Origin of the sequence: Grimontia celer, from assembly GCF_900055185.1 — a bacterium.
Classification (GTDB): domain Bacteria; phylum Pseudomonadota; class Gammaproteobacteria; order Enterobacterales; family Vibrionaceae; genus Enterovibrio; species Enterovibrio celer.
On the sequence record NZ_FIZX01000002.1, the window covers coordinates 97,858 to 116,113 of the forward strand.

The 18,256-nt window shown below is 50.1% G+C and carries 15 protein-coding genes; 5 read left to right on the forward strand and 10 right to left on the reverse strand.

Annotation, left to right across the window (positions count from 1 at the left end; genetic code table 11):
- The first annotated feature begins 90 nt into the window (after positions 1-90).
- Positions 91-1,011: a LysR family transcriptional regulator gene (locus GCE9029_RS10780; protein WP_062663279.1), complete on the forward strand. Its 921-nt coding sequence runs from the start codon at positions 91-93 to the stop codon at positions 1,009-1,011.
- Here GCE9029_RS10780 and GCE9029_RS10785 read toward each other — a convergent pair.
- Both GCE9029_RS10785 and GCE9029_RS10790 read right to left on the reverse strand, forming a co-directional pair.
- Entirely contained in the window at positions 1,008-1,634 is a 627-nt protein-coding gene (locus tag GCE9029_RS10785; protein ID WP_062663280.1) for a hypothetical protein, read from the reverse strand. The genes GCE9029_RS10780 and GCE9029_RS10785 overlap by 4 nt on opposite strands.
- 227 nt (positions 1,635-1,861) lie before the next feature.
- Positions 1,862-2,773: a DMT family transporter gene (locus GCE9029_RS10790; RefSeq protein WP_062663281.1), complete on the reverse strand. Its 912-nt coding sequence runs from the start codon at positions 2,771-2,773 to the stop codon at positions 1,862-1,864.
- A gap of 116 nt (positions 2,774-2,889) precedes the next feature.
- On the opposite strand from GCE9029_RS10790, the gene GCE9029_RS10795 reads away from it, so the two are divergent.
- From GCE9029_RS10795 to GCE9029_RS10805, 3 genes are all read left to right on the forward strand, one after another.
- Positions 2,890-3,780, forward strand: a complete 891-nt coding sequence (locus GCE9029_RS10795; protein ID WP_062663282.1) for a LysR substrate-binding domain-containing protein — start codon at positions 2,890-2,892, stop codon at positions 3,778-3,780.
- Positions 3,781-3,969: 189 nt separating this feature from the next.
- The gene (locus tag GCE9029_RS10800; RefSeq protein WP_231870081.1) at positions 3,970-4,599 is read left to right on the forward strand and encodes a hypothetical protein; all 630 of its coding nucleotides are present in this window, start codon (positions 3,970-3,972) and stop codon (positions 4,597-4,599) included.
- A gap of 6 nt (positions 4,600-4,605) precedes the next feature.
- On the forward strand, positions 4,606-7,593 hold the full coding sequence (locus GCE9029_RS10805; protein ID WP_062663284.1) for a methyl-accepting chemotaxis protein: 2,988 nt from the start codon (positions 4,606-4,608) through the stop codon (positions 7,591-7,593).
- Positions 7,594-7,706: 113 nt separating this feature from the next.
- Here GCE9029_RS10805 and GCE9029_RS26925 read toward each other — a convergent pair whose 3' ends face one another.
- From GCE9029_RS26925 to GCE9029_RS10825, 4 genes are all read right to left on the reverse strand, one after another.
- Positions 7,707-10,139: a methyl-accepting chemotaxis protein gene (locus tag GCE9029_RS26925; RefSeq protein ID WP_062663285.1), complete on the reverse strand. Its 2,433-nt coding sequence runs from the start codon at positions 10,137-10,139 to the stop codon at positions 7,707-7,709.
- Positions 10,140-10,370: 231 nt separating this feature from the next.
- Positions 10,371-11,210 (reverse strand): isopenicillin N synthase family dioxygenase, encoded by an 840-nt coding sequence (locus tag GCE9029_RS10815; RefSeq protein WP_062663286.1) that lies wholly within the window; start codon positions 11,208-11,210, stop codon positions 10,371-10,373.
- Positions 11,211-11,372: 162 nt separating this feature from the next.
- Positions 11,373-12,140 carry an alpha/beta fold hydrolase gene (locus GCE9029_RS10820; RefSeq protein ID WP_062663287.1) on the reverse strand — a complete coding sequence of 256 codons (768 nt, stop codon included), beginning with the start codon at positions 12,138-12,140 and terminating at the stop codon, positions 11,373-11,375.
- 15 nt (positions 12,141-12,155) lie between these two features.
- Complete coding sequence (locus GCE9029_RS10825) at positions 12,156-12,719, reverse strand: GNAT family N-acetyltransferase (protein ID WP_062663288.1); 564 nt, start codon at positions 12,717-12,719, stop codon at positions 12,156-12,158.
- A gap of 334 nt (positions 12,720-13,053) precedes the next feature.
- Here GCE9029_RS10825 and GCE9029_RS10830 point away from each other — a divergent pair, with 334 nt between their 5' ends.
- A complete protein-coding gene (locus GCE9029_RS10830; protein WP_062663289.1) occupies positions 13,054-13,467 on the forward strand; it encodes a globin family protein in 414 nt (137 codons plus the stop codon).
- Here GCE9029_RS10830 and GCE9029_RS10835 read toward each other — a convergent pair.
- The 4 genes from GCE9029_RS10835 to GCE9029_RS10850 all read right to left on the reverse strand — a co-directional run bounded on the left by GCE9029_RS10835 (position 13,464) and on the right by GCE9029_RS10850 (position 18,125).
- A complete protein-coding gene (locus tag GCE9029_RS10835; protein ID WP_062663290.1) occupies positions 13,464-14,144 on the reverse strand; it encodes an SOS response-associated peptidase in 681 nt (226 codons plus the stop codon). The genes GCE9029_RS10830 and GCE9029_RS10835 overlap by 4 nt on opposite strands.
- Positions 14,145-14,234: 90 nt before the next feature.
- On the reverse strand, positions 14,235-16,712 hold the full coding sequence (torA, locus tag GCE9029_RS10840; RefSeq protein WP_062663291.1) for a trimethylamine-N-oxide reductase TorA: 2,478 nt from the start codon (positions 16,710-16,712) through the stop codon (positions 14,235-14,237).
- A gap of 13 nt (positions 16,713-16,725) precedes the next feature.
- The gene (torC, locus tag GCE9029_RS10845; protein ID WP_062663292.1) at positions 16,726-17,904 is read right to left on the reverse strand and encodes a pentaheme c-type cytochrome TorC; all 1,179 of its coding nucleotides are present in this window, start codon (positions 17,902-17,904) and stop codon (positions 16,726-16,728) included.
- 41 nt (positions 17,905-17,945) lie between these two features.
- A complete protein-coding gene (locus GCE9029_RS10850; RefSeq protein WP_046308195.1) occupies positions 17,946-18,125 on the reverse strand; it encodes a periplasmic nitrate reductase, NapE protein in 180 nt (59 codons plus the stop codon).
- Positions 18,126-18,256: the final 131 nt, after the last annotated feature.

Here is an 18,256-nt window from a genome sequence, read left to right on the forward strand (position 1 = left end):
CTCAAAGACCTTGTTGTTTTGGTTGAGGCTGCATTCTAAATAAGTCATCATTGTTGATATATATGTCACAATAAAACTCAGTGTTACTAAATGAACACCAATAAAGAAATCCTCGGCGAAAGCCTGAGTGACATCCGCGCCTTTGTTGCTATTGCAGAAACCGGTAGCTTCTCTAAAGCCGCAGAATCGCTAAATGCTTCCCGCGCTCATATGTCGCGCCAGTTGAGTCAGCTTGAAGCCAGGTTGGGTGTGCAGCTGATCATCCGCACAACCCGATCTCAGCGCTTAACCGTGGCAGGAGAAACCTTCTTTAGTCGCTGCCGGGCTGCTCTTTCGCAACTAGATGAGGCGATTACTCTAGCCAGCAACGATGCTGATCAGATGCGCGGCCATATCGCGGTGAACTGTGTTGGCGGTATCTTGGGAGAGTCTTTGATTGGTGATGTGATTCATGCCTTCTGTGCCGAAAACCCGGAGATCAGCATCGAGCTTGATTTCAGCTCAGAACGGGTTGATCTGGTGCAGTCCCGTTTTGACTTGGTTCTTCGAATGGGCGCGTTGGCAGATTCCCTTCTGATTGGCCGCGAGCTCGGAGAAATCAAGATAGGCACCTACGCTTCACCAGACTATTTCGCGCGCAAAGGCAGGCCATCACATCCCAAAGAGTTACAGCAGCATGACTGCCTGACTGGGTCTGTTACCAAGTGGCGATACGTGAAGTCCGACGACCCAGAACAGCATACCGATGTGGAAGTTCACGGCCATTTACAATGTAAAAACGGTCATGTGCTTTTAAATGCGGCCCTTCAGGGGAATGGGATTTGTCGCTTGCCCGCGCTGTATTGCACGTCTTACGAAGCGGAAGGAAAACTCGAGTCGGTGTTTACAGAATGGAAGGTGGATAAGGTGCCGCTCTATCTGTTGTATCACAGAGACCGGCACCAACCCGCCAGACTGAAAGCGCTCATCAGTTACCTGGTCGCTAACGTTCCGACGAAATTAAAGGATTAGAAGCGGCCGGCATTGAGTTCAATGCGTTGGGCTGCGTTGTCTTCATTCAGATCTTCAGGCGTACAAAGGTAAGGGCCTTTGCGGGCAAACACATCAATCTCAGATTTGGCTTCATCGTCAAACACCGACACAGTACATAGGCCGTCTTCCAAGCTGAATTTATGGTTCACTGTGTAGCTTTTCCCTTCATCGACGTTGAAGGTAAAGGTGTTTACACAAGACGCACCACCCGCGGCAAAGCTGTTGGCGTGAAAAGACACATTCAGCGTTACTTTCTCGCTCCGAGGCATGGTCATGCTCTTGGTGCCCAGACTTTCCATGTTCAGCCCCATCGGGTCTGTACATTCAAGGTGATCGGTAAAGAGGGTGACTTCGTGATCGCCGTTAGCAATGAAAAGCTTCTGTTGATTGGTTTTTTGCGTGTCGTCCCATTCAGGATCGTAATCTTGTGAGTCGTTGCTCCCCACAAAATACAGAGAAGCCGGCTCCGGTAGCACCTCGCCCTTTTTCGCAGCTTCCTGCTCTTTCTCCTGCTGAGCCGCGATATCAAAGGTCGGTTTTTCTGAAGACGAACAGCCAGCGATGATCACTGGCAGCAGAGCTGCGAAGACGTATTTGTACATGAGAGATTCCTTTGCCAACCATGTGAAGGGGTTATCCCTGCCCTCACTTTTCTTTTGTTTTGCCTCACTTTATTGACTGCTTACAGACAGTTCAACCAATCTGCCCGGCATTTCGCCTTCCAGTATTCAAATTAAGAAAAATGCATGCGAATTTGCGGCTGGATATAAAAAAACTCCCCCACTTTTGCAAGCGGGGGAGCGTTTTGGGTTCGCTGTTCTTCGTTCAGTTATGCTGGCTCAGCAATCTCTTCTGGCGTTTTTTCCAGTGCAGCCGCTTTGGCTTTGCGGGACTTTCGTTTCTCGCATCCTGCCAGCCACAGCAGTGGAACAACAATCAGGGTCGTGCCCACCACCATCAGCATATCCGGCACTTCACCGAACAACACCAAACCCACACCAACAGCACACACCAAGCCACTGTATTCGGCGCTGGCAATCTTGTTGCTCTCCGCGGCGCGATATGCGATCACACAAGTCGCAGCGTAGACCAGAATAAATGCGGTCGAGCCAGCGGCGCGCCAGAACAAGTCCAGGCTGAAAGGCATGCCCTCATAAAGTGCCAATGCAAACGCGACTGGAATACCAATCAGGTTATGCAGAAGCAGCGTTTGTGGCACCGTCTGAATGCGCGGGATTTTCGGGATCAACAGGTTGTTGATGGCCAGTGTCACCGCCACAATCAGTGCGGACATCGCCGCCCAGCTAAACTCGGTTGGACGCACCAGAATTAATACACCAATAAAGCCCACTACCGCAGCCACGATCGACGGCGCAGAAAGCTTCTCACGCAGAAAGATCGCTGCAAGCGGAAGCATGATCAAGGGTGCTGCATAGAAAATCGCATTCGCTGTCGCCAAGGGCATCGTGGTCAACGCGATCACTGAGAAAAACACACCAAGCAACCAAATGTGCGCGCGCAGTGCGTGCCATTTCAGTCCCAACGTCAAATTCTTCACAGGTGCCGTAAAACAGAAAGGCAGCAAAATGAGCACGGCAGATACCTGACGAAACAGCGCGAACTGGAAGATGGCACCGTCTGGCCCTCCTTCCATGGTTTTAACCAGCGCATCGGAAAACGTTGCGCTGAGGTTTCCTATCACCAACAACGTCATGGCGAAACCTACTGAGATATTGCGCATACCTAAGGCCTCCTTTAAGCGAGAAAAAGCAACATAGCTCACAGAATCCTCATAGTAGCGGCACTTTTTCATGACGTATAATGATGATTATTCGGGTTCTATGAGTTTTTTAGATAATGAAACTTCCACCACTCCGAGCCGTTCAATATTTCGAAGCCACTGCCCGCTTAAACAGCTTCTCGCGCGCAGCAGAATCTTTGAACGTGACCCAAAGTGCCGTCAGCCACCAGATCCGTTTATTGGAAGATTTTCTGGGAGAGTCCCTGTTTGAACGTCAGGGTCGGAACTTGCATTTAACCCCGGTGGGGCAGCGTTACTATGATGATATTGGCGACCCGCTCCAAGCCATTGCCCGCGCCAGTCTTCAGGTTCGTGAAGGGGTTTCAGGCAACCTTCGTCTTGCAGTTTTCAGCTCGCTTGCGGTGAAGTGGCTCATGCCCCAGCTTTCAGATTTTCGCACTAAGCACCCTGAAATCGACCTTTCTCTTGAGATGTACGCTCACCGCCCGGATCTCTCAGACAAAATGGGCGACTGCTTTATCACCGACTTTGCGCCCGGTAAAAACTACGAATACGAGCTTTTGTACACCGAATACATTTACCCAGTATGCAGCACCAAAATCTGGCAACAAATCAAAGATAAACCCTTGCCTGAAGCGCTTTGGGAATATCCTTTGCTGTCTGTAAGATCCTTGATGGAAAACGACTGGAAAGAGTGGTGTAAAGTCGGAGGCTACTCGCTACCAAGAGACGTAAAAATTCACACCTTCAGCCATATGTTGCTCGCCACAGAAGCGGCGCGCTATTCCCATGGCGTCACCCTGCTCAACCACTACTTCATGAACGAGATAGACCGCGAGCAATTGGTTCGAATTCCTCTGCATGAAATTCCTACCGGAGATAGCCTCTATTTCGTCTACAAAAAACACCGCGCAAGACAGCCAGAAATCTTGAAACTGGGGCGCTGGCTACAGCAAATTGCCGCTGCCGACGAAGCCGCTTTTTAGTGCGGCTTCTATACTCCTCCCTCTCATCTTGTTCACTTCCCTCTCACCAATCCTCGAACCATTCTGAAACAGGTAGTTAGGTATTCACCCGCTGCCACACGTTTCGCTATATCGGTCTAGACTTAAATATGAGTCAAAATCACGATTTCACTCATTTCGTCTCGTTATTGAATCAGGGTAATTGCCGTCGTGAAGGAAGCTTGGCGCTTATTTATTTCAAAGTCCGGTGACATGCTGTCGCCCCGAAGGTCGAAAACGTCACTGGCAACGGCGGGTTTACTCGCGCTCATTTTCCTTACGTCCTCTCCAGTGCACGCACAGACACACGATGCCAAGGCATATGGTTATTCCGATCGTTACGGCGAGCTGACCCCCACAGAAGTCTTCTCACTGGTTAAAAACCTTGATGCCATCGTGATGCATTACGCCTATCGCTATAAACCTGAATTAGCGAGTTCCCTGCCCAGAAAGATTATTCCTGTTCAGGGTTATACCCCTGATCGCGTGTTTATCGCGCTTACTGGCTTATCAAAAAGACTCAATGTGTTGGCCGATGACTACGGCGTTCCGAAAGTACAAAGCGTAGTGAGAGAGCAAAACAAAGCCATTCCGGCAGAGGTTTTCCTGCTGGCAGGCTCTTGTCTGGATACCCTGGCTCATATTCTTTCAGTGATGGAGCCAGAAAACAGCTTTGGCGATTTCTATAACAACCGGACCTATCGCCGTCCGAAAACACCGTCAGATGTCTATGCCTTGGTCGATTTGATTGATCGGAAACTGATTGTTTTGCTTGGTGAACAAGTGCAGCAGATAGAGTGAGCACAGATGAAACACAAAATATTTCGCATCACCATAGGTAAACGCCTGGCGTTCGGCTTCGGGCTTATCCTCGCCATTCTTGTCACGGCAGTGGTTATCTCCAATGACAGGTTGCGGGATCTTCAAAAGCTGGAGCTTGAACTGGTCAACTCCACTTTTCCTTCCACGCTGGCTGCGAGTGAACTGGTGGGCGAAATCAACAAATCACTGGCGATATTACGTGGCTATCTGGTGCTTGGTGACGAAGAGTTGATCACGCAGCGTCAGGATGTGTGGGAAAACATCGATAACCAAATGGTGGTTCTCAAAGAAAACCAACTGAACAATCAACACATTGTGGGTTATGCAGAAAAGCTCTCGGCGTTGGATGTCAGCTTGAAGCAGTATCGGAGCGCACAGGATGAAGCTGAACAGGTTGCCCACACCGAAGACGAGCAACCGGCAATGAAAATGTACAAACAAGACATTGCCCCTATCGTGATGAACCTGCTGCAAGACATCAATCAACTCGCTCAATTAGAACAATCTCTCCCCGCCACACCTGAGCGGAAAAAACTTCTGGGCGTGTTTGCCAACTCCAGCGCTTCCCTCTCGCTTGGCTTGGCCTCTGCGCGCTCTTATCTGATCGGGGGGGATGAGAACTACAAAGCAACCTACTTTCAGCATTGGACCACCAACAGCAGCACATTTTATGAAATAGAAAGCAAGCGCCACCTTCTGACGCGCGAGCAACGCGAACTCTTTGACAGCTATTCATTGATGCGCGATCGCTTTTCGAACGAAGTCGAAAAAATGTTTAAAGTCAGGGAGTCCAAACGCTGGAACATGTCGCAATACCTCCTTGGCACCAAGGCTGCACCCCTTTCTGTTTTGTCACTGCAATTGGTTCAGGACCTTGATGCCCTGCAACGCGCACAACTGAAAAAAGAAGTGGCTCAGCTAGATGAAATGAACGCCTCCATCGCCCAAGTGCTGAAGCTCACCGGTATTGTCGGCATCATCGTGGGTGTGTTTATTGCCTTCACCATTACCCGTTCGGTGACACGCCCTATGATCGGGATGACACGCAGCCTCAAAAGTGTCGCGCGGGAAGGTGACTATTCCATCCGCCTCCCCGTGAGGGGGTCTGATGAAGTGTGTCAGTCAGCCATTGCTTTCAACAACCTGATGTCAGAAACCCAAAACGCGCTCAACGAGATCAACCAGGTCATGGAGCGTATTGCAGAGGGTGACCTTAGCCTTCGTATCAACGGCGATTACAAGGGCGATCTGCTGTCGATTAAAGAGGCTACAAATGCCTCTCTCATCAATGCCGAAAAGGCTGAGTATGTGAAGCAGTCTTTCGAAAACGAAGCGCGAAGGGTGGCTGAGGAAAATGCCCGTGTCAGACAGGCTTTGGATTGCGTTTCCAACAACATCATGATGGCCAATAGTGAGCATCAGGTGATCTACATCAACAACGCGGCGCAAGAGATGCTGATAGACGCGAAGGACGATTTCAAACAGGAACTGCCCCACTTCGATCCAGAAGATGTGGTCGGCCACTCTATCGATTTGTTCCATAAAGACCCTCACCACCAGCGTCAGATACTGGAGAACGTGACAGAATCATTCACCAGCGAGTTTTTCGTCGGCAACAAGGTCATGGCAATCAATGCCCAGCCGATGTTTGATGATGAGGGGGAGCGAATTGGCACGGTCATTGAATGGACAGATCGCACTGATGAAGTGGCCATTGAACGGGAAATCGATAACGTGATTTCCTCCGCCGCCCGCGGCGATTTCAGTGCTCGTATAGAAATGTCAGGAAAGCAGGGATTCTTCTACAACCTCGCTGAGGGGTTAAATACGCTGACCAGCAACATCGATCATTCTCTGGCAGACATGCAGCGTATCCTCGCTGCCATGGCAAAAGGAGATCTGACCGAACGCATGGAGAAAAACTACGCTGGCAGGTTGGGCCTTCTCAAGCAGGACACCAACCAGACCATAGAGAAGTTGACAGACGTTATCCGCCGAATCCGAGAAACCGCCTCGACTGTCTCTGTCTCTTCAAGAGAAATCGTATCCGGCAATCAAGACCTCAGCATGCGCACTGACGAGCAGGCAGCGTCGCTGCAAGCCACTGCAACCAGCATGGAGGAGATGACCAGTACCGTGAAGCAGAGCGCCGAAAACGCCTTCTCTACCAAATTGGTTAGCATGAAAGCACGGGCAAAAGCCAGAGAAGGTGGCGAAGCCATTACACGCACTATCAACGCCATGGAAGATATCAGCACGGCCAGCAGCGAGATTGGGGAAATCATTGGCGTGATAGACGAAATAGCATTCCAGACCAATCTGCTTGCCCTGAATGCCGCCGTTGAGGCCGCACGTGCGGGTGAACAGGGTCGTGGCTTTGCCGTCGTCGCTGGGGAAGTCAGAAGCCTCGCCCAACGCTCAGCCAGCGCTGCGAAAGAGATCAAGGAGCTGATTGAAGCCAGTAACAAGAAAGTAGCTGTCGGTGCGGAATATGTCAGTAATTCAGGTAAAACGCTGTCCGAGATTGTATCCATGGTTGAAGAGATGGGTGGAAAAATGGCTGAAATTTCCGACGCGGCTCAGGAGCAAAGCATTGGCATTGAGCAGGTAAACCTCTCCATCACCAAGATGGACACAGTCACCCAGAAAAACGCCGCGTTGGTCGAAGAGGTCACCACCGCCAGTGAAGGAATGTGGAGCCTTTCTCAGGACATGACAGAAATGGTGGCCTTCTTTAACCTTCCTGAGCAAGACGACACCGACGTCATCGCGCGAGATACTTCTCAAGATCTTGATGACGATGACTTCCTGGAATTCAGCGATGACAGCTATCGCGAACTGGATGACGACATCGAGACGCAAAGCCCACCTTCAAAACCAAAGTTCCAGTTCGCATCAAAGACAAAAGACGATGTGGAAGACGATGACGACGACATTGAATTCGAGTTCTATGATGGCGATAACCACAAGTAGACGTTGGGACGACTAGGTGCAGAGAGCATCGACAAGCTGAGCCCGTCAATCAACTGCACAACTAATAAAAAGCCGGACATGAGTCCGGCTTTTTATTAGTTGTTAATGAAAGGTCAGGCTGTGCGGGTTTTAAAGAAGCTAACCAGCTCCTGTAAGTTTTCCGCTTCCACCAGCATATTTTCGCTGGCAGCCGTCGCCTCTTCAGCTAGGCCAGCATTCTGCTGGGTCATGTTATCCATTTCGGTGATTGCGCGATTGATTTCACCGATACCCTGCGACTGTTCCTGCGTCGCTGTGCTCATATCATCAATCATGGAAGAGACACTGCGAATCGAATCGACAATCTCTACCAGGTTTTCACCCGACTCGCGCACCAACTGGGTACCATCTTTCACCTTGTTGACGCTGGCATTGATGAGATCTTTGATCTCCACTGATGCTTTCGCACTTCGCTGGGCCAGATTGCGGACTTCACCCGCCACTACCGCGAAGCCACGCCCTTGCTCTCCCGCTCGCGCTGCCTCTACCGCCGCATTCAGCGCCAGTAGGTTGGTCTGGAAAGCAATCTCATTAATCACGCCAATGATGTCTGATATCTGCTTGCTGGACTCTTCGATTTCCGCCATCGAGTTGACCGCTTCAACCACTACAGTGCCTCCACGCTCAGCCTTCTTAGTCGCTTCGCTCGCCTGCTTTACTGCGCTTTGCGAAGTATCGGCATTTTGTTGAACAGTCGACGTCATTTCCTGCATGCTGGCCGCTGTTTCTTCCAGACTACTGGCTTGAGTTTCAGTGCGGTCGCTCAAATCACTGGTGCCCGTTTTGATCTCACGGGCAGCGTTACTGACAGACGTCGCCGTGCGGTTGATATCCACCACCAACTCATTCAATCGCTCGATGGTGGAATTCATCGCCTGTCTTACCGGCTCAAATTCATCATCCAGCCTCTCTGTCAGCGCAACACTCAAGTCCCCTTTGGACAGTGACACCAGACATTCACTGATTTTTGCTACAGCGCGTTTTTTCGCCGTTATGTCTGTTGCGTATTTCACCACTTTGAACGGTTTGCCGTTTGCATCACAAATAGGGTTGTAGGACGCCTGAATCCAGACCTCGCGACCACCTTTGGCAAATCGTAAGAATTCCGCAGACTCAAATTCACCGCGATTCAGCTTCTCCCAGAAGGCTTTGTACTCCGCTGAGTTTTTGTAATCGGGGTCGACAAAAATCGAATGATGGCGCCCTTTCACTTCGCTCAATGAGTAGCCCATGGCATTCAGGAAGTTGTCATTAGCCTGGCGAATAGTGCCGTCCATATTGAATTCAATCACTGCCTGAGATTTACCAATCGCTTCAATCTGCCCTTCGTAGTCAGCATTTTTCAGTTTTTGATCAGTGATATCGGAGGCGTATTTCACGACTTTGAATGGCTTACCGTTGAGATCCAGAATGGGATTGTAAGAAGCCTGAATCCAGATTTGGCGGCCGCCTTTTCCGACGCGCTCGAATTCCCCGGAAAAGAATTCACCCGCCGCAAGCGATTTCCAGAATTCTTTGTATTCACGTGAGTTTTTCAGCTCTGTCGTGGCAAACATGGAGTGATGCTTGCCCTTCACTTCTTCGAGGGTATAGCCGACGGTATTCAGGAAGTTTTCGTTGGCGGTACGAATGGTGCCATCCAATTCAAACTCAATCACTGCCTGCGACTTACCGATGGCCCGTATTTGACCCGCGAAATCGGCATTACGCATTTTCTGTTCGGTCACGTCAGTCGCGAATTTCACGACTTTAAATGGCTTGCCGTTGTCATCGAAAATCGGATTGTACGATGCACTGATCCAAATCTCTCGGCCACCTTTGGCGACGCGCTTGTAAACGGCACTTTGGTATTCACCCTTAGCCAATTTCTCCCAAAATGCTTTGTATTCACCTGACTGCGCCATTGCAGGCTCAACGAAAATAGAATGGTGCTTGCCCACCACTTCGTTCTCGTCGTAACCCATGGCACCAAGGAAGTTTTCATTCGCGCGAAGAATATTGCCTTTGAGGTCAAACTCAATCACCGCCTGACTGCGGTTGATGGCCTTAATTTGCCCAGATGTATCGAGATTTTTGTTTTTGTCCTGAGTAATATCAGTCGCGAATTTTACCACTTTCTTTACGCCACCCTGAGGCGAATACACAGGGTTGTACGTTGCCTGAATCCAGACATCGATACCGTTTTTTCCAATTCGCTTGAACTCACCGGACACAGACTTACCGTTTGCTAATCTTGCCCAAAAATCTCTGTACTCGCTGGAATTAACGAATGCCTTTTCTACGAACAGGGAATGGTGTTTGCCGATGATTTCGTCCGGGGTATAACCCATAACTTTCAGAAAATTCTCGTTGGCCGAGAGAATATTCCCTTTGGTATCAAATTCGATGATGGCGAGAGACTTATCCAAGGCGGCGATCTTGGCGTTCGCCTCCGACTCGAGTTCTGCATCGAAGCCAAAAATACTGCTTATGGCTCGTTTCAGTGGTGACATGAAAGAGTTTTGCATTTTTGAGACTCCTGTTCCTCTCATAGAATACTAGTTGAAAAATCCCATTATTCCTGTTGAGACACGCAATTGATCGAAAAAGCTAACTTAATGGTTTCTGGGAGAAAGCAGCCCGAGCTGGAGCAATAAAAAAGCCGGTGCACGAATCGTGTCACCGGCTTATACCCAAACAACCTGAAGATGCAGGATTCAGCGAGTTTGGGTATATAAATTTAGCTTGGAATTGAAGCGTTAGATCAGACCCAACTCGCGCAGACGTTCCATCAGATAGCTATTGGCCGTATAGCGCTCAGACAGCACCACTTCTGGCTTTGGATGCAGGAACAAAGGCAAGGAAATGCGGGACTTGGTCATGTCAGCCCCTTCTGGGTTGACCACGCGGTGCGTGGTTGATGGGAAGTAGCCGCCAGATGCCTCTTGCAGCATGTCGCCAATGTTGACAATCAGGTAGCCAAAATCACAAGGCACATCCAGCCACTCGCCATCTTTACCCAATACTTGCAGGCCAGGCTCATTGGCCGCAGGAAGGATTGTCAGCAGGTTGATGTCTTCATGAGCCGCAGCACGAATAGCGCCCGGATCTTCATCGCCTTTCATTGGTGGGTAGTGCAGCACGCGAAGCAAAGTCTGCTCGCTGCAATCCACCATACTCGAGAGGGATTGCGAGTATAGTGACGACACGTTTTCCGGCGAGTGCGCTTCTACCCAGCCCAGCAGGATTTTCGCCAGACCGTTCGCTTCGTCGTAGTAGCCTTGCAGCTGTTCTCTCAGGTCATCCGGACACTGACCCCAAGGGTAGTAATGGAAAAACTCTTTGATGTCTCTCTTCTTGTGGCCTTTCGCCACCTCAGACACCTCGGCCGGGAACAATCCGTCCTGTGTTTCTGGCTTGAATCGATATTGCATTTTCTCTTCGCTATCGAAAAAGCCTTGCCAGTTTTCATACACTGACGACACCAGATCCTGACTGATTGGGTGATTTTTCAGGACGCCAAACCCTGTTGAGCGTAGGGATTCAACAAAACGTTCAGCCGCGTCTGGCGCGTTGAAGTCGACTGCTTCCAATTTCATGGTGACTCTCTTGGTTTCTTTTTTGTTTGGGTAGATATCCAAACAACGTGAAGATGCAGCATTCAGATCGTTTGGATATATATCGCACTTTCTTTGAAATGCGTTGCGAGAATTCTAGCAGTTGAGTGAAGCAGAACAATCTAAAGGGGTGAGAAAGGTGCGCTAGGTTCGTTCAACCAACCAATGACTGAGTAATTCATTGAACTCAGTTGGCTTTTCAAGCGGAACAAGATGTCTTGCATTAGGAAGACAAGCAAATTCCCCATCAGGATAAAGGTAAGCGAGCACTTTTTTCGAGGCGACTGGGGTGTAATCAAACTCTGAGGTAAGCATAAACAGCGGACATTTCAGCTTGGAAAGTTTGTTCAATGCGTCCCAGTTCACCACGGCATTAAAGGCCGCAATGTAGCTTTCCCTGTGGTTTTTCGACCAGCGACTGATCACCTCATCCCGGGTTTGAGCAAGAGCATCACCCGGTAGGAGTTGCTTTGCCATCAGCTTGGCAATGTTTTCCACACTGACAAACTTAAGCAGGAAGCGGCGGGAGCCGAGCATCCACCACTCATTGAGCTTTCTTGGACGACACTCTGCGAGCGCATTCACCACACATAGCCCCGCAACATACTTAGGAAATCGGGTTGCTAACTCAATACCGACCATACCGCCCATTGAAACCCCCACGACCAACACTTCGCGAAGTTCCAGTGTCTCAATCAGTGAAGCAATAATGACCGCGCAGTGCGGCAAACTGAAGGTATCAATATCGCCCGGTGAGGCACCGTGCAGCGGGAAGTCGGGCGCAATCACATCAAACCGGTCGCTGAATGCATCGATTTGATGCTGCCAATCTTCACTGCTCGAACCCAAGCCATGAAGAAGCAGGAGCGGCCGCCCCTGACCTTTACGCAGATAGTGAATATGAGATTCCATGTTTACAGTGTAAAGCTAACTAACACACCGAAGTGTATTATCGTCTTTACTTTGCGCCTGCCACTCTTCGCGAAGCACGCCATAGCGAAGCGAATCGTAATATTTCCCTTCAAAGAAACGTACGCTTCGAATCCTACCTTCTTCCTGCATACCCAGTGCTTCGGCGCACTTCATCATACGGGGGTTGCCTGACCAGGTTGTCAGGCCAATACGGGCAACATCATAACGCTCAAAAAGATGGGTAATCCAAAGGGTCAGCGCTTTGCGTCCGAGTTTTTTTCCCCAGTATTGGGAGGTGAAAAGCGTGATTCCGACTTCCAACCAGCGGGTAGATTGGTCTTCCCAGTAACAAGAGAGATACCCAATAGCTTCGCCGTTGTAGTCAATCACCATCGCGGTTTGCGCTTCTTTGAGGCGCTTGAAAAGATGGCGCCGGAATTGAAAGCGAGATTGGTGTTCGAGCGGAAAATAGGGCGCATCGTGAGCCTTCCACTCGTTTTGAACATAAATGAAATGCCACAGATGATCGCGTTCATCATTCCGGGCGGGTCGCAAGCAAATATCTTCAAGCTTTAACATGTCTCTCCTTTTTCATGTCGCCGCGTTTACGCAGTCTTTTCTTTTTGTATGTTCCAGAGTCAACAGACCCTAATACTCAAGCTACCGCAGCCCTAAAAGGATAGCCAACAGAAAACGTTATTATTGATTATTATCAGCAGTAAACTGTGTTTTCCCACCCAAATGCGCATCATGTTTCATTTTGTTGGCGATCAAATTCATTGAGATAGTTATCAATTGGACATGTGAGCAGGCTTTTCTACGCTTGTTTATATGAATAAAGATCCATACAAAATGCACCATCACTATTGAAGGTCAACAGAACTTTGGGTCTGTTAACCTTGGGGATACTGCAATGTCGCTGACACAACAACAAATCACACTGATCCAAACCAGTTTTAGCAAGGTGGAACCTATCTCTCTCAAAGCTGCAGAGATTTTCTATGACACCCTGTTTTCTTATGACCCAACGCTGAAGCCACTGTTCAAAAGCGACATGAAGCTGCAAGGAAGAAAACTGATGGCAATGCTGAGCGCCGCTGTGAATGGATTGAATGACTTGGACTCTCTGGTTCCCGTGCTGCACCAATTGGCTGAGCGTCACGAAGGCTATGGGGTGAAAAAGAGCCATTTCACCCCTGTCGGTAATGCACTGCTGCATACCCTGAAAGTCGGTCTGGGCGATGAATATACGCCAGAAGTTCGCGCCGCTTGGGTGGCACTGTTACACATAGTGGCAGACACCATGAAATCAAAAATGGCGGCTTAATCGGCCGCCAAGTGAACGCTTTCACCTATCGCATTTCTTACTGACGCCTTTTCAATAGGCGTCACACTTATTGGCAGCGGTAATTGCGGTGAGAGCATCTCTTCTAATTCCCCCACATTTGCGGCTGGACAGTCTAGCCATTTCCTCTGCACTTCAGGATTGAGCGGCAGTATTAACGGCATCGACTTCGCATGGTAAGGCGCGATTTTAGGGTGAGGTGGCAAAGTAACGATTGAGCATGACAGGACTTCTTGTCCGGTTGTTCCATCAATCCAGTGACGAAACAAACCGCCAAACGCAATGGCACTCCCGACAGGATCCATCGCATAGGCGTTGCCTTGTTGGGTTTCCACGAAACCTGACGCCGGAATAATACAGCGCGTCTTGCGAAAAGCGTCAAAACCCGCGCTGCCTTTAACATTGAGTTTATCGCTACGGGTATTGAAGCTGGCGTATTTGGTGAGTGGGCGAATGCGTCCGTCTTCATGGTGCATAAGTAGCCACCAGCAGGCGTCTTTCAATACCGTCTCTTTCCCGTTCGACACCACAATACTGACCGTATCAGTTGGCGCAATGTCGTTGCTCGTCCTAATCGGAAGCCGGCCTAAATTCACGCCTAAGCTATCCAACAGCGCATGCATGTAAGGATCATCGGTGACGTTAAAGCGTCCGCACATGGCATATCCTTTACCTTTCGATATTCAATAAAGTGTATACCCAAAAAAAGAGCCGCAATTGCGGCTCTTAAGACAGTTTTGATCACAGCGTTACAAAGAAACAATCTCTGGGCCTGAGAACGCATTCACGGCTGGCGCCTCGCCCTTGAATTTCTCGTAATCCACCAAACAGGTGTATGCACTACAAGCCTGTGCAAGCTCAGAGGTACCGACATCCAGTGTCACCGTATTCGGGTCACCATAGGTGTCAATGGCGCCAATTTCAGAGCCTGTTGGGCCATACCAAGCCCCTTCCTGAATACGGATAACACCCGGTGGGTAATCATCCGACACCACGGCGCCGGCAATCAGTTGTCCACGGTCGTTAAACACGCGGATCAGATCGCCATCTTTCACGCCACGCGCTTTGGCATCTTCAGGGTTGATGTAGGCAGGCTCTCGCCCCTGCACTGTGTAGGTTTCACGAAGCGCTGGTGATTCACACATCTGTGAGTGCAGGCGCTTGTCCGGGTGACAAGATTGCAGCCACATCGGGAATTTCTCTGACCCCGGGCCACCGTGAGAACGCTCGGCTTTCTCAAACCACATAGGGTGTTCCTGACAATATTCGTAACCAAATCCGCCGATTTTGCGACTGGTGATTTCGATAAAGCCAGAAGGCGTACCCAATGGATTGAGCTCAGGATCTTCACGGAATAAAGCGTGACGGACAAAAGTACTGCCCTTACCAAAGCCGACATAACCCTCTTTCCAGAAGGATTCAAAGTCAGGCATTTCAAAGTTGCCTTTGTTGGCCGTTACACACTCGTTGTAGAGCTTCTCAACCCACTGCATCTCAGTCATTTCCTGCGCGTACTCTTTGTCTTTATTCAGACCAAAGCGGGCAGTCAAACCCTTGAAAATCTCGAAGTCTGTGCGGGATTGATAGAGTGGATCCACCAACTTGTGCATAGCAAGTACACCCGTTGCTGAATACGCACCGTAGAGGTCAATGTCGTTACGCTCAAATTGTGTACAGGCTGGCAACACAATGTCAGAGAAGCGGCAGGTCGCTGTCCACGCAAAGTCGATGGTGATGGCCGTTTCAATGTTGTGGTAGGCCTTCTTCATCCGGTTGTGATCCTGATGATGGTGCCATGGGTTGTTACCACTCACCACGACCATTTTGATCGGCGGCAATTTCACTTTGCTGCCGTTGTAGTTGATCACTTTGCCCGGCTCTTCAATCGCCTCTATCCAACGTGCCACCGGAATGGTGCTCGCATAGCCTTTGAAGTCGCTGTTGTTGTATTTCGGCTCCATACCAGGGTCGAGGTTTCGAGGGAAGCCACCAGGACCGGCAGCGCCTGTTGCTGGCTCACCAATCCCACTGTAGTGGTGCGCGTAAGAAACACCTGCGCCCGGTAGGCCAATACCGCCGAGCATACTTGCCAGTACAGCCCCCATCCAATATGGCTGCTCGCCGTGTTGCTGGCGCTGCACACACCAGCCAAACATCAATTGCGTGCGCTCACTCGCTAACATGCGGGCAAATTCGCGGATGCGATCAGCTTCTACGCCGCATATCTTGGACGCCCATTCAGGCGTTTTCTCGACCTTGTCTTTGGTTTTACCCATGACGTAATCGATGAAAGGTTCAAAGCCGAGGCAGTAAATCTTGATAAATTCTTTGTCGTACAAATCCTCTGTATAGAGGGTGTGCGCCAAGGCCAGCATAAACGGCACATCAGTTTGAGGGTTGATGTACTGATGCTCGCAACCAAGGAATTTCTGGGTTTTGCTGACCACAGGATCAACCGAGATCACCTTGATATCACCGCTGGCGACTTTGTCTTTCAGTTGATCGAAGTAGCCATACACATCATGGGTTGGACACTGCCAGCCAACCTGTGCGTTTTTCACCGGATCATTCGCCCAAATCACAATTTGCTTGGCGTTATCCAGCACCAACTGCCACGAGGTTTGCTGCGCGTATACTTCGGTTGAACCGAGCACATAAGGCATGATGGTTTGTCCGGCACCCGTCGAGTAATCCCCGATTTTCTTCACGAAGAAGCCGTGCATCGCCATCGCACGCTGCATATGAGTCGTACAACTATGGAACTGACCTGTCTGACGCCAGCCGGTTTGTCCTGCCAGCACGCCTGACGGACCATAAGTCTTCTGCACGCGCTCAAGTTCGCTATAGAAGAGATCAAGCGCCTGGTCCCAGGTCACGCGAACAAAACGGTTATCACCGCGTGTGGTGTTCCAGCCTTCGGCGCGTTTCAACCAATCAAGGCGCACCATGGGGTAACGTACACGGGATGGGTTGTAGATAAGGCCCTTCACCCCTTCGAGCATTTCGGTCGGGTGTTTGTCGTGATCGAACGCCACGACCTCGGCGACTTCACCGCCGACGATGCGGGCGCGGAATGCGCCCCAGTGAGAACCAGAGGTGCGCCAAGTGCCCTCCAGCAATTCTGAACTGGCGTGTGCGTCTGTAGCAACGAGAAGGCTGGGACCAATGACAGCCGTTGCACTGACAGACAACATGCCTTTAAGGAAAGTTCGTCTATTGATTGTCATGCTGTTTTCCCTCTCAGTGTTCTACAAAGGTGCTGGAATGTTTCTGCAGGTACTTGAGCACCAATGCCTGAGTCGCCTGATCAAAGTTAACGAAGCCCATCATGCCATCGAACATGCCCGGCCAGGTGTTGGCATCAAAGTGCGCCACATCAGGTTGGGTATGACAAAGGCTACAGTTGGTGTCGTAAGCCTGTTTTGCTTCGGTCCAGATGGGGTCGATAGTGTCGAGGAAATCTGCTTTTTTCACCCAAAGATCCACTTCTACACGTTGCCAGGTCAGGCCCGTCAGGTCGTCTTCTTTGGTTTCAAATGTGCGGATATCGGTCTGGCTCTGTGCCACCTCTTTCGACAAAGCGGCGGAGGCGATATTCAGGCCAAAGTCTTCATAGATCACACGGCCAAAACCTTTCATCTTTCGCCAGCCAGTGAGGGTGACTTTCGCCGCCTTGTCGTCCTCTTCCAAAATGGTCACCATAGATGCGGGCTCGAGCACGCCACCATCCTGTTTGAGATCTTTATCGACGTACATTTCCAGAAAGTTGATGCTGTAAATCGGCGCGCCTTTGTTGAAATCAGTGCTGTGAGAGCGGGAAATCAACTTACCGAGCAAGCCACCGGTTGAGTCCATTTCTGCAGGCAGTTCGTGAGCAATCCCTTTATGGCAATCGATACAGCTTTGATCGGTTTGCGCCGCGTGCTGCATTTGGAAGCGCGACGTTGGCCTCATCTTGTCAAACTGCATACTGGCATAGCTGTGACAGGCCTTACATTCCTTCGAGCCATTGGCACTGAACCTCGCCCACTCATGCTGGGCCAGTTCTAACCGCTTCTCGAGAAATTTTTCTCGGGTGCCAATGACACCGAAAACCTGGGCAAACACTTCTTTGCTGGCCTGCATTTTACGGGCGATTTTGTCCGTCCAGTTGTGTGGCACGTGGCAATCGGGACAGGTCGCGCGCACGCCGGAGCGGTTAGACCAGTGAATGGTTTTCTGCAGTTCCGGATAAACGTTGTCACGCATCGAATGGCAGGAAATACAGAACTGTTCAGTATTGGTGACTTCCAGCGCGGTATTGAAGCCGCCCCAGAAAATCACACCCGCGATAAAGCCACCGAGCGTCAGCGTCCCAAGACTGATTTTGGTGGCCGGACGCCGCATGGTCGCCCAAAGTTTTTTGATAAATTCTTTCATGATCGTGTGCTCTCAATTGGGTCAGTGAATGTGCATCGCTGTTAGCCGTGACCCGGAGGGCCAAAAAAGAACACCTGACTCATCCAAATGAGAAAGCCGTACCCACCAATCAGTACCACGCTGAGAATGGGGAACAGGAAGACGGCGATAAAGAAGAAAGCACGCCACTCAAACGTCCCTTTCTCACCTTCCTGAACAATATCTGTTTCGCTTTTTTCCATGACGTTGTCCTCACTTTTCCAGCATCTTATTTTTAGGCTGAGCTGGAATTGAAAATATGCTCCCCACAAGTCTAGGAGAGACTTGCTCAAGGCGTGTCTCTTTATTGACTCATAGAACAACACAAAGTCTT

Coding starts and splice junctions, on each gene's coding strand:
- GCE9029_RS10780 (WP_062663279.1), top strand. CDS start 91: ATGAACACCAATAAAGAAATCCTCGGCGAAAGCCTGAGTGACATCCGC.
- GCE9029_RS10805 (WP_062663284.1), top strand. CDS start 4,606: ATGAAACACAAAATATTTCGCATCACCATAGGTAAACGCCTGGCGTTC.
- GCE9029_RS10790 (WP_062663281.1), bottom strand. CDS start 2,773: ATGCGCAATATCTCAGTAGGTTTCGCCATGACGTTGTTGGTGATAGGA.
- GCE9029_RS10815 (WP_062663286.1), bottom strand. CDS start 11,210: ATGAAATTGGAAGCAGTCGACTTCAACGCGCCAGACGCGGCTGAACGT.
- GCE9029_RS10835 (WP_062663290.1), bottom strand. CDS start 14,144: ATGTGCGGACGCTTTAACGTCACCGATGATCCTTACATGCATGCGCTG.
- GCE9029_RS26925 (WP_062663285.1), bottom strand. CDS start 10,139: ATGCAAAACTCTTTCATGTCACCACTGAAACGAGCCATAAGCAGTATT.
- GCE9029_RS10820 (WP_062663287.1), bottom strand. CDS start 12,140: ATGGAATCTCATATTCACTATCTGCGTAAAGGTCAGGGGCGGCCGCTC.
- torC (WP_062663292.1), bottom strand. CDS start 17,904: ATGAAAGAATTTATCAAAAAACTTTGGGCGACCATGCGGCGTCCGGCC.
- GCE9029_RS10795 (WP_062663282.1), top strand. CDS start 2,890: ATGAAACTTCCACCACTCCGAGCCGTTCAATATTTCGAAGCCACTGCC.
- GCE9029_RS10850 (WP_046308195.1), bottom strand. CDS start 18,125: ATGGAAAAAAGCGAAACAGATATTGTTCAGGAAGGTGAGAAAGGGACG.
- GCE9029_RS10825 (WP_062663288.1), bottom strand. CDS start 12,719: ATGTTAAAGCTTGAAGATATTTGCTTGCGACCCGCCCGGAATGATGAA.
- torA (WP_062663291.1), bottom strand. CDS start 16,712: ATGACAATCAATAGACGAACTTTCCTTAAAGGCATGTTGTCTGTCAGT.
- GCE9029_RS10830 (WP_062663289.1), top strand. CDS start 13,054: ATGTCGCTGACACAACAACAAATCACACTGATCCAAACCAGTTTTAGC.
- GCE9029_RS10785 (WP_062663280.1), bottom strand. CDS start 1,634: ATGTACAAATACGTCTTCGCAGCTCTGCTGCCAGTGATCATCGCTGGC.